Below are 13,195 nucleotides of genomic sequence, written 5' to 3'. Positions count from 1 at the left end.
CTGCGTGCCGCCCCGGCGCCGTGGGTGCCGGAAATGTCGCGATCCGGTGGCTGATAGGCTCGCCCCGCGTCGGTCTGGCCGGGAGATGTCCCGGCCGGCCAAGAGGGAATCTGGTGAGAATCCAGAGCTGCCCCGCAGCGGTGACGGAAACGATGGTGGCCAGGGCACTGGGTCGGTGACGACCTGGGAAGCGGCCATCGGTAGGTGGCACGGAGGTGCCGGAGTCCGGAGTCCGAAGACCTGCCGACGTGACCGCGGAACACCCCCGCGGTGCACATCGACCTCGCGGGATATGGTCGGTGCGTTCACATCTGGGCGGTAGGTGGCCGCTCGGTGTCCTGACGCTCCGGTGTGCCCGCATATGACGAAGGGCGCAGGTGGGTCACGTGATCTCACAGACGTCGATGCGGCGATCGCTCGCGATCATCGGATCGTTGACGATAGCGGCTGCCGCAGTGGCATGTTCGACCGATTCCGACGGTGACGAGGCCTCCGCGGCGGCGGTCTCGATCGAGAACTGCGGCCAGACGGTGGCCGTCGAACAGGCCCCGCAGCGCGTGGTGTCGCTGAACCAGGGCTCCACCGAGATCCTGCTGTCGCTGGGTCTCGCCGATCGCATGGTGGGGACCGCGACCTGGACCGATCCGGTGAAACCCGATCTGGCACAGGCGAATGAGTCGGTCCCGCGTCTGGCCGACAACAAGCCGTCGCTGGAGACGGTGCTGGCCACCGAGCCCGACTTCGTGACCGCGTCGTTCGGCGGAACACTGGGTCCCGGCGGCGTCGGCGACCGCGACCAGTTCGAACGGCTCGGCGTGGGCACCTACCTCTCGCCGACCGACTGCGTGGGACGCGCGGCGACCAGCGTGAACGCCGACGGTGCGCGTTCGGAACCGCTGACCATGGACCTGATCTACCAGGAGATCCGCGAGCTCGCCCAGATCTTCGATGTCTCCGACCGTGGTGAGGAGCTGATCTCCTCTCTGCAGCAACGGTATTCGGCGGCGGCCATCACCGGGACCGATGACAACACCTCGCTGGTGTACTGGTTCGCCGACACCCAGACGCCGTATATGGCCGGGTGCTGCGGATCGTCGGGTGTGATCTCCGATGCCGTCGGCGCGAAGAACATCTACGCCGACACCACCGACGAGTGGCCGCAGGTGAGCTGGGAGAGCGTGGCCGACCGCAATCCCACCGCGATCGTGCTCGCCGACCTCAGCCGCCGCAGCATCGACGGCGACGCACTGGACAGCAAGATCGCCTTCCTGGAATCGAATCCGGTGACCAGCAAGATGGAGGCGGTGCAGAACAAGCGATACATCGTGGTCAACGGTGCCGACCTCAATCCGTCCATCCGTACCGTCGACGGCGTCGAGAAGGTCTCGGCCGGACTGCGCGGCTGGAACCTCGCAGGCTGAGAAGCCCACGATGACGACGACACTGGAGCGTCCGCCGGCCGGGCAGCGGGCGTCCGGCCTTGCGCGGTCGGCGATCTGGGTGATCGGGCCGATCGCATTGGTCGCCTCGATCGCGGTGTCGGTGACCATCGGCGTCGCCGACCTGTCGGTGGCCGACGTCTACCGCGTGATCCTGGCCCACCTCGGCGGCCCCGACTCCGATCTCTCGCCGGTCCGGCAGGGCATCGTGTGGGAACTGCGTGTCCCGCGGGCGCTGATGGCGGCGGTGTGCGGTGCGGGCCTGGCGATGTGCGGTGTGATCATGCAGTCGCTGCTGCGTAATCCGCTGGCCGACCCGTATGTCCTGGGCGTCTCCTCGGGCGCCTCGACCGGTGCTGTCGTGGTGGTGGTGCTCGGTGTGGGCGGCGGGGTGCTGTCGTTGTCGGCGGGTGCCTTCGCCGGTGCCATCGTCTCGTTCATCGTGGTGATGGCACTGGCGATGGGCGCCGGCGGCGGGACGTCGCGGATCGTGCTCGCCGGTGTGGCCGGCACCCAGCTGTTCTCGTCGCTCACCTCCTTCATCGTGATCTCCTCGGCCGACGCCGAGCGGACCCGCGGCATCCTGTTCTGGCTGCTGGGCTCGATGTCGGGGGTCACCTGGAACCAGGTCGCGCTGTGCGCTGTCGCCACCGGCCTCGGGTTCGCGGTGTGTCTGGTCCGTGCGGCCTCGCTCGACGCGTTCACCTTCGGGGCCGGTGCCGCGGCGACCCTGGGCGTGTCGGTGGCCCGTGAGCGGGCCCTGCTGCTGACGATCGTCGCGGTGGTGACCGCCACGCTGGTCAGCGCGGTCGGCGCGATCGGCTTCGTCGGGCTGGTGCTCCCGCACGCCACCCGGCTGATGGTCGGGATCGGGCATCGGCGGCTGCTGCCCGCCGTGGCCTTGACCGGCGGGGTCTTCATGATCTGGGTGGACGCGTTGTCGCGGACGGTGTTCGCACCCCAGGAGATCCCGGTCGGAGTGGTGACCGCGCTGATCGGTGTCCCGGTGTTCGCGGCCCTGTTGATCCGGATGCGGAGGCCCTCATGACCTTGACGGCAACAGAGATCCGGTGGAGCCGCGGCGGCCACCTCATCCTCGACGGTGTGACGCTGCAGCCGGGGCCGGGGGAGACCGTCGGAATCCTCGGCCCCAACGGGTCCGGGAAGTCCTCGCTGATCCGCGCGCTGGCCGGGGTGACGCGGCCGGATTCGGGGACGGTGCGCCTCGACGGCACCGAACTCGGTTCGCTCCGGCGCCGGGAGATCGCCCGCCGCGTGGCGGTGGTGTCGCAGCATTCGGCCACCGACACCGACATCGAGGTGGTGGACGTGGTCCGGCTGGGCCGGATTCCGCACGCGTCGATGCTCGGTGCCGATGCCGGCGGTGACGATGTGGTGGAGCGGGTGCTGGCACAGACCGGTCTGACCGACAAGGCGCACCGGATGTGGCACACCTTGTCCGGCGGTGAACGTCAGCGTGTGCAGATCGCCCGGGCGCTCGCACAGGAGCCGGCCGAGTTGCTGCTCGACGAGCCGACCAACCATCTCGACATCGCCCACCAGCTCGACGTCCTCGCGTTGGTCGCGGATCTGCCGGTGACCAGCTACGTCGCCCTGCACGACCTCAACCTGGCGGCACGGTACTGCGACCGGCTGCTGGTGATGCGGTCCGGTCGGGTGGTGTCGTTCGGTCCGCCCGCCGAGGTGCTGACCACCGAGCTGATCGCCGATGTGTACGGCGTGCAGACGCGGATCCTCACCGATGACGGTGAGCTCACGGTGGTGTACAAGCGCTCCCTCGGGGCAGGTGCCCGGCCGGAGGCGGGGCGTCGCGTCAGCCGGCGACGACCAGCCACACCGCGACGTAGTGGGCCAGCGCCGCGATCGCGGTGCACACATGGAACACCTCGTGGTGGCCGAAGACCGTCGGCCACGGGTCGGGCCAGCGGATCGCGTAGAGCACGCCGCCGACGGTGTAGAAGACCCCGCCGAGTGCCAGCAGTACCAGCACGGTGACGCCGGCATGCTCGACCAGGACCGGGGCGACGGCCACGATCACCCAGCCGAGCAGGACGTAGAGGGTCACACCGAGCCAGCGTGGGGCGGCGGGCCAGGCGATCTTGAGGACGACGCCGCTGAGTGCGCCGGCCCAGACGATGCCGAGCACCCACCAGCGGGCGGGGTCGGGCAGTGCCATCACGCAGAACGGCGTGTACGTGCCGGCGATGAAGACGAAGATCATCGAATGGTCGGCGCGTTTCATCCGGATCTGGGCGCGCGGCGACTTCCACGGGATGCGGTGGTAGCTCGCCGACACCGCGAAGAGTCCGACGATGGTGACGGCGTAGACGGCGCACGACACCGCGGCGGCGCTGCCGCGCAGGAGCGCGGCGCCCACGATCACGGCGATGCCGCACGCCGCGGCGACGAAGGCCGCGTACTGGTGGATGACGCCACGCAGGCGGGGTCGCTCGGCGACCGGCGTCGTCAGCAGGGGAGTCACGTAACCTACGGTACCGTAACCGTAGGTCCGGGCGTCGGGTTCGTGTCCGACGCCTCGGTGGCGAGGGATTGCGGACTAGTGTGGACCACGATGAAACTGCTTCCCGACCGCCTGCGTGGACCGATGCTCAGTGTGTACGAGCGGCGGCTGATCCAGCTGATGGACTCCACCCGGTTGCCCCAGCATGTCGCCATCATCTGCGACGGCAATCGGCGCTGGGCCAAGGAGGCGGGCTTCGAGGACGTCAGCCACGGGCATCGGGTCGGCGCGCGCCGGATCGCCGACATGCTCGGCTGGTGCTCGGAACTCGGGATCACCACCGTCACCATCTACCTGCTGTCCACCGAGAACCTGCAGCGCGACTCCGACGAACTCGACGCACTGATGCAGATCGTCCCGGACATCGTCGACGAGATCTCCGGTCCGGTCGCCCATCCCGGCACCGACGGGGCCACCGCCCCGTGGCGGGTGCGGATCGTCGGGACACTCGACCAGCTGCCCGACGCCGTCGCCGACCGGCTGCGCGCGGCGTCCGAACGCACCGCCGGACACGCCGGGATGAACGTCAACGTCGCCGTCGGCTACGGCGGACGGCAGGAGATCGTCGACGCCGTGCGTGCCCTGCTGACCGAGAAGGCGGCCGAGGGGGCGTCGCCGGCGGAGATGATCGACGCGGTCACCGTCGAGGCGATCGATCGCAATCTCTACACCAAGGGTCAGCCCGACCCCGACCTCGTGATCCGCACGTCCGGAGAGCAACGGTTGTCGGGGTTCCTGCTGTGGCAGAGCGCCTACTCCGAGATCTGGTTCACCGACGCCTACTGGCCGGAGTTCCGCCGGGTGGACTTCCTGCGCGCACTGCGTGACTTCGCCGCGCGCAACCGGCGGTTCGGCAAGTAGGGCATCCGTCGTTCCGGCCCGGTCTGCTACTCGATCGACGGGCCGACCCTGTCGGCGCAGCGGATGAAGAACAACGGAACCCGATTGCTGCTGTCGCCGGCGCCGATTGCCAGTAGCGTGGACTGCGACCACTCGGCGGATCGATGGAGGGTGTCATGCGCGTGACGGTGTTCGGGGCGAGCGGAGAGATCGGCCGCAGGCTGGTGGGGGAACTCGAGGAGCGCGGCGTGGATGTGGTTGCCGCGCAACGGTCGACCGGGGTCGATGCGTATGCGGGCACGGGTCTCGACGGGGCCTGTGCCGGGGCCGATGTGGTGGTCGATGCGATCAACGTGACCACTCTCAAGGCGAAGGTCGCCGTCGACTTCTTCTCGACGTCGGCCGCCAACATCGCCGCGGCGGCGCAACGTGCCGGCGCGCGGCGCGTGGTCTGCCTGTCGATCATCAACGCCGCCGACGAGCAGGTGAACGCCAAATTCGGCTATTACCAGGGAAAGGCGGCCCAGGAGCGCGTCTACACCGACGCCCTGGGCCCTGGAATGCTGCGGATCGTCCGCTCCGCCCAATGGTTCGAACTCGCCGAACAGCTGCTGTCGAGGGCGAGGTTCGGTCCGGTCGCGGCCGTCGCGCACATGCGGTGCCGTCCGCTGGCCGCCGCCGACGCCGCGCGGGTCCTCGCCGACGCGGTCACCGACTCGGCGGGCGGAGATGTGGAGGTGGCCGGACCCGCCGAGATGGACCTGGCCGACATCGCGAAACATCTTGCCCGCAAGCAGGGCTCACCACGGTGGGTGTTCGCGGTCAACGTCGGCGGACCCGCGATGCGCGACGGTGGACTCGTCCCGCGCGGTGAGTTCACGCAGACCCCGACCACCCTGGAGCAGTGGCTGGCCGCCCGGTAGGGCGCCGGTGCCCGATCACCAGACCGATCGGGGCGGCGCGCCCGCGCCGAGATACCCGAGTGCCTGTAGGAATACCTGCGAATCGGACTGTCCGAGAGCCTCTTCCAGAGACCGTGTCTCGGCTGCGGCGGCGTCGGCGGCCACCCGGGTGATCTCGTGGCCGAGCGGGGTGAGTTCGATGAGCACCGCGCGCCGGTCGGTGGGGTGGGGGCGTCGCTCGATGATCCCCGATTTCTCGAGGCCGCCGACGATCGCGGCCGCGGACTGCTTGGTGATGCCGAGATGGGCGGCGATCTCGTTGATCGTGGCGCCGCCCGAGGCGATGCGGCCGAAGATCAGGCCGTGCACCGGCCGGAGTCCGGGGTGTCCGGCGGCCCGGACCGCCGCGTCGATCCGCTCGGCCACCGCCGACGTCGCCGACATCAGCAGGAACGGCAGTGCATCGCGTGGGGGACGGGGCCTTGACATATCGACAGCTTAACTGTCTGAATATAGACAGTCATTTTGTCTAATTGAAGGGCCTGACCATGCACATCACCGAACCCGTCCGACACTCCCTGCACGGAGCCGACTTCGACTCCTTCGTGTCGCCCTCGTCCGGCAGCCGGGAACTGTGTGCCTGGCGCACCACGATCGGTCCGGGGCAGGCGGGGACCGAGCACACCGTCGACCACGAGGAGGTCTTCCTCGTGCTGGCCGGTGAACCGGTCATCCGGCTCGACGGCGAGCCCGAGACCCCGACGTCGGGAGAGGTGGTGTTCGTGCCCGCCGGGTCGGCGGTGGCCGTGGACAACCCCGGCCCCGACCCGGTGACGATGTGGGTCACCACCGTCGTCGGGCTCACCGCCACGATCGCCGGTGGCGACCCGATCAGTCCGCCGTGGACGCGTTAGCGCCGGTGGTGCACCGGACTCGGCGGTGGCCCGGATTCACAACTTGCGCAGCCGGACCCGATTGATCGAGTGGTCGGCGTCCTTGCGCAACACGAGGGTGGCGCGGGGCCGGGTGGGCAGGATGTTCTCGCGCAGGTTGGGCAGATTGATCGACGTCCAGATGTCGCGGGCGGCGATGGTCGCCTGCTCGTCGGTCAGCGATGCGTAGTAGTGGAAGTGCGAGTTGGGGTCGGCAAAGGAGCCCGACCGCATCTGCAGGAACCGAGAGATGTACCAGCGCTCGATATCGGTGGTCTTGGCGTCGACATAGATGGAGAAGTCGAACAGATCCGACACCATGAGGTTCTCGCCGGTCTGCAGGACGTTGAGTCCTTCGATGATCAGGATGTCGGGCTGTCGTACATAGTGGCGCACCTCGGGCACGATGTCGTAGGTGATGTGCGAATACACCGGTGCGGTGACCTCGCGTGCGCCCGACTTGACCTCGGTGACGAACCGCAGCAGCGCGCGTCGGTCATAGGATTCGGGGAATCCCTTGCGGTGCATGATTCCACGGCGTTCGAGCTCCGAGGTCGGCAGCAGGAAGCCGTCGGTGGTGATCAGGTCGACCTTCGGATGCGACTCCCACCGTGCGAGCAGTGCCGCGAGCACTCGAGCGGTGGTCGACTTGCCCACCGCCACGCTCCCGGCGATCCCGATCACGAACGGCACCTGTTTGTTGGTCTGACGCTCGCCGAGGAATGTCGACGTCGCGGCGAACAGCCGTTGCCGCGCGGCGACCTGCAGGTGGATCAGACGCGACAGGGGCAGGTAGACCTCGGCGACCTCGGTGAGATCGATCTGCTCACCGAGTCCGACGAGCTGGTCGAGCTCGTCGGAGGTGAGCACCATCGGCATCGATTCGCGGAGTTCACGCCACTGCTTGCGATCGAGCTCCAGATAGAGGCTCGGATCGCGCCCGGTCGTGTCGCGCGCCATCAGCCGGCGCGTTCCGTCGGGGCGAGGTCACAGGAGACCCGAGATGTCATGCGCTACAGCTTAGGACCACGTGTAACCCGCGCCATGGGTAGCCTTCCTTCCATGCCTTCCGAACATGGTCACCGACCCATCTCGCCGCTGGTCACCGACTATCTGCGCCTCGGCCTCGCGTTCGACCGGCTCGAAGAGGGCTTCGTCGACGCCTACACCGGCGACCCGTCCCTGCGGGCCGACGTGATGGGCGGACCGGCCCCGGATCCGGCGCAGCTGGCGCAGGTCGCGCGGGGCCTGCAGGGCGATCTCCCCGCCGACCTCGACCCCGAACGTGCGGCGTTCGTCGGCGCGCACCTGCGTGCGCTGGAGTGTTCGGCCCGCACGTTCGCCGGGGAGGACATCTCCTTCGTCGACGAGGTGCGTGCGTACTTCGACGTCGACATCACCCTCGGCGATGTGGAGACCTACCGGGCGGCACATGCCGAGCTCGCCGTCGCACTCGGCGAACCGGATGCCGGCGCCGACCGTCTGCTGTCGAGCTACACCGCCTACCGTCGTGCCGACGAGATCCCGCCCGAGCGGGTGGACGAGTGCGTGCGCGCGTTCAGCGGCGCGCTGCGGGAGAAGGTTCGTGACGCCTACCCGCTGCCCGACGCCGAGATCGTCGAGTTCGAGGTGGTCACCGACAAACCGTGGTCGGGATTCAACTACTACCTCGGCGACTACCGCTCCCGGGTCGCGATCAACGCCGACCTCACCCAGTACATGTCGAGCCTGCCGCACCTGATCGCCCACGAGGCGTACCCGGGGCACCACACCGAACACTGCCGCAAGGAACAGCGACTCGTCGGTGGCGGCCAGGACGAACAGACCATCTTCCTGGTGAACACCCCGCAGTGCCTGATGGCCGAGGGGCTCGCCGACCACGCACTCCAGGCGATCGTCGGGCCGGACTGGGGACTGTGGGCGCAGGAGATCTACGCCGACCTCGGGCTGCGATTCGACGGTGACCGGGCCCAGCGGGTCGGTGGTGCCACCGGCGGTCTGATCGGGGTGCGCCAGGATGCGGCCCTGCTGCTGCACGACCGGCACGCCGACGCCGACGAGGCCACCGCCTTCCTGCAGCGGTGGCTGCTCGCCCCGGAGGCCCGCGCCCGGCAGATGCTGCGATTCCTGACCTCGCCGTTGTGGCGTGCCTATATCTCGACCTATGTGGAGGGTTACCGGCTCCTCGAGCAGTGGCTCGACGCCGATGTGCCGACCATCGCCGGGGACGGCCGTGCGGCACGGTTCGGGCGGTTGCTCGACGAGCCGCTGATCCCGGCGTCGTTGCGGGCCGAATTGGCGGGTGCACCCGCCTGAGGGTGTGACCTGCGGCAGCACCGAGACCGGATTTCGGGGACCTGCGGGTCAACCAATAGACTCGATCCCATGACCGAGAACTCCCAGTCCGTCAACTCGATGTCGTTGGCCGACCTCGACCCCGACGTAGCCGCGGCGATGAACGGTGAGCTGAGCCGTCAGCGCGACACGCTCGAGATGATCGCGTCGGAGAACTTCGTGCCGCGCGCGGTGCTGCAGGCGCAGGGCAGCGTGCTGACCAACAAGTACGCCGAGGGTTACCCCGGACGTCGGTACTACGGAGGCTGTGAGTACGTCGACGTCGTCGAGGACATCGCCCGCAACCGGGCCAAGGAACTGTTCGGTGCCGACTTCGCCAACGTGCAGCCGCACTCGGGAGCGCAGGCGAATGCCGCTGTGCTGCAGGCACTCATGGAGCCGGGGGAGACCCTTCTCGGTCTCGATCTCGCCCACGGCGGCCACCTCACCCACGGCATGCGGCTGAACTTCTCGGGCAAGCTGTACGAGAACGCCTTCTACGGTGTCAGCAAGGAAGACTTCCGGGTCGACATGGACGAGGTGCGCAAGATCGCCCTCGACGCCCGCCCCAAGGTGATCGTCGCCGGCTGGTCGGCCTACCCGCGGACCCTCGACTTCGCGGCGTTCCGCGAGATCGCCGACGAGGTCGGTGCCCGCCTGTGGGTCGACATGGCGCACTTCGCCGGCCTGGTGGCCGCGGGTCTGCACCCGTCGCCGGTGCCGCATGCCGACGTCGTCTCCTCGACCGTGCACAAGACCCTCGGTGGCCCGCGCTCGGGCATCATCCTGGCCAAGCAGGAGTGGGCCAAGAAGCTCAACTCGGCGGTGTTCCCCGGCCAGCAGGGTGGCCCGCTCATGCATGCGATCGCCGGTAAGGCCGTCGCCCTCAAGATCGCCGGCACCGAGGAGTTCGCCGAGCGTCAGCGCCGCACCCTGTCGGGCGCGAAGCTGCTCGCCGAGCGCCTGACCGGCGCCGACGTCGCCAAGGCGGGTGTCTCGGTGCTCACCGGCGGCACCGATGTGCACCTGGTGCTGGTCGATCTGCGCAACAGCGCCCTCGACGGCCAGCAGGCCGAGGACCTCCTGCATCAGGTGGGTATCACGGTCAACCGCAACGCCGTGCCGTTCGACCCCCGCCCGCCGATGGTCACCTCCGGCCTGCGGATCGGCACCCCGGCGCTGGCCACCCGCGGATTCGGTGACGAGCAGTTCACCGAGGTCGCCGACATCATCGGTACCGCGCTGGCCGCAGGCCAGGCCGCCGATGTCTCGGCGCTGCGTGCGCGCGTGTCGAAGCTGGCCTTGGACTTCCCGCTGTACGAGGGTCTCGAGTCGTGGGGTCTGATGAGCCGGGCCTGATCTTCTCGGCCCGATCTTTCCGGAGATCCGGTCAGCTACCCCCGGTGTGCCGACGGCATACCGGGGGTACGTCGTCTCCGCCGGTCCCGCCGCCGGTGGCCCCGGCACGCCGTCGTGCTGCGGATATGACCCGATTGCCCTCGGGGGTTACGGATCCGTATCCTGGACGCGATGAACGCACTCACCGAAGACGACCTGATCATCGCGCTCGAGAAGGCGCTTCCGGAGATCGCCGAGGACCACCAGGCCGCTGCGGTCGTGTGGAACCCGCACGACTACGTCCCGTGGAAGGACGGCCGCAACTTCGCCTTCCTCGGCGGCGACGACTGGGATCCCTCACAGGCCACCCTGTCCGACGAGGCGCGCGCGGGTTCGCTGGCGCTGCTGCTCACCAAGGACAACCTGCCGTCCTACCACCGTGTGCTGGCCAAGTACTTCCCGGCCTTCTCCGACTGGCGGCAGCTGGTCGGCGTGTGGACCGCCGAGGACAACCGCCATGCCGTGGTGCTGCGGGACTACCTCGTGGTGCGTCGTGCCATCGATCCGGTGGACTCCGAAGAGCGGCGTCGTGATCACGTCACCAAGGGCTTCCGGCAGACCCCCGAGCAGGTCGACGAACTCGGCCCGCTGGACGTGCTGGCGCTGATGGCGGTGCACGAGTACCAGTGCGTGCACTTCACCAACCGGCTGGCCACGGTCGTCGGCGACGACGTGTACAGCGAGATCCTGCATCTGATCGCCGGGGACGACGCCCAGCAGGGAGTCACCTTCGGGAACTTCCTGAACGCGGCGCTGGTGGCCGACCAGGATGCCACGGTCGTCGCGGTGGACCGGGCGCTGGCGCGACTGGTCGACGAGCCGCTCGGCTACGACATCGACAACTTCGACGCCGAGCGCGCACTGATCGCCGGCTACGAGACCGACGAGACCCGTGCCGCGATCGCCGGGAGCCTTGCCGATGCGCTCAAGCTCGACTCGGTACAGGAACTCGGCGACGACGCCGAAGCGGCGCGCTCGCGCATCCTGACGCTCGCCGGACGCTGATCGGCAGGACCCGCCTCCGGGTCACCCACTTCTCACCCCACCGGGCCCCGCTCGCACTCGCGAGCGGGGCCCGGTGGTGGTAAAGGGCCGCAAAATCCCAGGTGACGCACTTTGTGCGACAGTGACTTCCACGCTACGTCCGTTAACGCGAAATTCACGCCGACACACCCTGTCCACCGCGCCGTCATGCCGGTTCCCGCGTACGTTGACCAGTGACGGGTCGCGGGGAAGCGGCTCGTCCGGGAGGTTCGATTCGTGGTTTGCAGCAGCAGCGCGAGGGGGCCGGCCCCGGTCCTCGTCGCTCTCGGCTGACGCCGAGAGAGCACCGACAAGAACCGACCGGTCGACCTGAACAGGTTTGTGCGGGCGCCGCACAGACGAGGAGCCCACGTGACCACTCGCACTTACGTCCTCGACACCTCCGTGCTCCTGTCCGATCCCTGGGCGGTCAAGCGCTTCGCCGAACACCATGTGGTCCTGCCGCTGGTGGTGATCAGCGAACTCGAGGGCAAACGTCACCACCACGAGCTCGGCTGGTTCGCCCGTGAGGCCTTGCGTCTGCTCGACGACCTGCGACTCGAGTACGGCCGCCTCGATCTCGCTCTCCCGATCGGCGAGGACGGTGGCACCCTGCAGGTGGAGCTCAACCACACCGACCCGGCGGTGCTGCCGGCCGGTTTCCGGACCGACACCAACGATTCGCGGATTCTGGCCTGTGCGCTGAACCTGCGGGCCGAGGGCCGCGAGGTCACCCTGGTCTCCAAGGACATCCCGTTGCGCGTGAAGGCCGGCGCGGTGGGTCTGGCCGCCGACGAGTACCACGCCCAGGACGTGGTGGTCTCCGGCTGGTCGGGGATGACCGAGCTCGACGTGGACCAGCAGGTGATCGACACCCTGTTCACCGACGGTGTGGTCGACATCGACGCCGCCCGGGAGATGCCGTGCCACACCGGGATTCGGCTGTTGGGCCATGGCTCGTCGTCGGCGTTGGGCCGGGTGAACGAGGCCAAGCAGGTGCAGCTGGTCCGCGGTGACCGTGAGGCGTTCGGTCTGCACGGGCGTTCGGCCGAGCAGCGGGTCGCCCTGGACCTGTTGCTCGACGAGAGCGTGGGGATCGTGTCGCTGGGCGGCAAGGCCGGTACCGGCAAGTCGGCGCTGGCGTTGTGCGCGGGTCTGGAGGCGGTGCTCGAGCGCCGTACCCAGCGCAAGGTGGTGGTGTTCCGCCCGCTGTACGCCGTCGGTGGTCAGCAGCTGGGGTACCTGCCCGGTGGTGAGGCCGAGAAGATGGGGCCGTGGGCGCAGGCGGTGTTCGACACCCTGGAGGGGCTGGCGTCGCCGGAGGTGATCGAGGAGGTGCTCGGTCGCGGGATGCTGGAGGTTCTGCCGCTGACGCATATCCGCGGGAGGTCCCTGCACGATTCGTTCGTGATCGTCGACGAGGCGCAGTCGCTGGAACGCAATGTGCTGCTGACGGTCCTGTCACGGCTGGGTGCGGGTTCGCGGGTGGTGCTCACCCACGATGTGGCGCAGCGCGACAACCTGCGGGTGGGGCGTCATGACGGTGTCGCCGCGGTGATCGAGAAGCTCAAGGGGCATCCGCTGTTCGCGCACATCACGCTCACCCGTAGTGAGCGGTCGCCGATTGCGGCGTTGGTGACGGACATGCTGGAGGAATTCGGGCCGGGCGCACCGGGAGCGTAGCGAGCGGGCGATTTTTTCGGGACCCCGGGGTCGGTTGACCTCGGGGTCCCGTTCTGTGCGGACCCAGGTCCTTGAACTTGAAACCGGGTTCAAGTACGTTCG

General features: G+C 68.7%; 12 protein-coding genes, 1 pseudogene and 1 riboswitch. Of the genes and pseudogenes, 10 read left to right on the top strand and 3 right to left on the bottom strand.

The window, feature by feature from the left end:
* Nucleotides 1-53 precede the first annotated feature (53 nt).
* A riboswitch (cobalamin riboswitch) is annotated at nt 54-263 on the top strand.
* Between the two features lie 141 nt (nt 264-404).
* The 3 genes and pseudogenes from Q9K23_RS05310 to Q9K23_RS05300 all read left to right on the top strand — a co-directional run.
* Nucleotides 405-1,421 carry an ABC transporter substrate-binding protein gene (locus tag Q9K23_RS05310; RefSeq protein ID WP_053777742.1) on the top strand — a complete coding sequence of 339 codons (1,017 nt, stop codon included), beginning with the start codon at nt 405-407 and terminating at the stop codon, nt 1,419-1,421.
* 10 nt (nt 1,422-1,431) lie between these two features.
* Nucleotides 1,432-2,487 carry an iron chelate uptake ABC transporter family permease subunit gene (locus tag Q9K23_RS05305; RefSeq protein ID WP_082365943.1) on the top strand — a complete coding sequence of 352 codons (1,056 nt, stop codon included), beginning with the start codon at nt 1,432-1,434 and terminating at the stop codon, nt 2,485-2,487.
* A pseudogene (locus Q9K23_RS05300) lies at nt 2,484-3,185 on the top strand (ABC transporter ATP-binding protein); the annotation flags it as partial. The gene Q9K23_RS05305 and the pseudogene Q9K23_RS05300, both read left to right, overlap by 4 nt.
* A gap of 88 nt (nt 3,186-3,273) precedes the next feature.
* Here Q9K23_RS05300 and Q9K23_RS05295 read toward each other — a convergent pair.
* On the bottom strand, nt 3,274-3,942 hold the full coding sequence (locus Q9K23_RS05295) for a hemolysin III family protein (protein WP_053777658.1): 669 nt from the start codon (nt 3,940-3,942) through the stop codon (nt 3,274-3,276).
* 90 nt (nt 3,943-4,032) lie between these two features.
* Between Q9K23_RS05295 and Q9K23_RS05290 the strand changes: the two genes are divergently transcribed.
* On the top strand, nt 4,033-4,842 hold the full coding sequence (locus tag Q9K23_RS05290) for an isoprenyl transferase (RefSeq protein WP_053777744.1): 810 nt from the start codon (nt 4,033-4,035) through the stop codon (nt 4,840-4,842).
* 155 nt (nt 4,843-4,997) lie between these two features.
* On the top strand, nt 4,998-5,744 hold the full coding sequence (locus Q9K23_RS05285) for an SDR family oxidoreductase (protein ID WP_053777659.1): 747 nt from the start codon (nt 4,998-5,000) through the stop codon (nt 5,742-5,744).
* Between the two features lie 15 nt (nt 5,745-5,759).
* Here Q9K23_RS05285 and Q9K23_RS05280 read toward each other — a convergent pair whose 3' ends face one another.
* A complete protein-coding gene (locus Q9K23_RS05280; RefSeq protein ID WP_053777660.1) occupies nt 5,760-6,212 on the bottom strand; it encodes a MarR family winged helix-turn-helix transcriptional regulator in 453 nt (150 codons plus the stop codon).
* Between the two features lie 59 nt (nt 6,213-6,271).
* On the opposite strand from Q9K23_RS05280, the gene Q9K23_RS05275 reads away from it, so the two are divergent.
* Complete coding sequence (locus Q9K23_RS05275) at nt 6,272-6,637, top strand: cupin domain-containing protein (RefSeq protein ID WP_053777661.1); 366 nt, start codon at nt 6,272-6,274, stop codon at nt 6,635-6,637.
* A 36-nt stretch (nt 6,638-6,673) separates the two neighbouring features.
* Here Q9K23_RS05275 and coaA read toward each other — a convergent pair whose 3' ends face one another.
* Nucleotides 6,674-7,615: a type I pantothenate kinase gene (gene coaA / locus Q9K23_RS05270; protein WP_020791484.1), complete on the bottom strand. Its 942-nt coding sequence runs from the start codon at nt 7,613-7,615 to the stop codon at nt 6,674-6,676.
* A gap of 102 nt (nt 7,616-7,717) precedes the next feature.
* Here coaA and Q9K23_RS05265 point away from each other — a divergent pair, with 102 nt between their 5' ends.
* From Q9K23_RS05265 to Q9K23_RS05250, 4 genes are all read left to right on the top strand, one after another.
* Nucleotides 7,718-8,971 (top strand): hypothetical protein, encoded by a 1,254-nt coding sequence (locus Q9K23_RS05265; protein ID WP_053777662.1) that lies wholly within the window; start codon nt 7,718-7,720, stop codon nt 8,969-8,971.
* 69 nt (nt 8,972-9,040) lie between these two features.
* Complete coding sequence (glyA, locus tag Q9K23_RS05260) at nt 9,041-10,348, top strand: serine hydroxymethyltransferase (protein WP_020791829.1); 1,308 nt, start codon at nt 9,041-9,043, stop codon at nt 10,346-10,348.
* A gap of 171 nt (nt 10,349-10,519) precedes the next feature.
* Nucleotides 10,520-11,392, top strand: a complete 873-nt coding sequence (locus Q9K23_RS05255; RefSeq protein WP_020791830.1) for an acyl-ACP desaturase — start codon at nt 10,520-10,522, stop codon at nt 11,390-11,392.
* Nucleotides 11,393-11,782: 390 nt separating this feature from the next.
* Nucleotides 11,783-13,093, top strand: coding sequence for a PhoH family protein (locus tag Q9K23_RS05250; protein ID WP_020791827.1), 1,311 nt, complete (start codon nt 11,783-11,785; stop codon nt 13,091-13,093).
* Nucleotides 13,094-13,195: the final 102 nt, after the last annotated feature.

This window comes from Gordonia sp. NB41Y (assembly GCF_030718915.1).
Taxonomy (GTDB): Bacteria; Actinomycetota; Actinomycetes; order Mycobacteriales; family Mycobacteriaceae; genus Gordonia; species Gordonia desulfuricans.
This window is presented reverse-complemented; position numbering and strand designations above follow the sequence as displayed.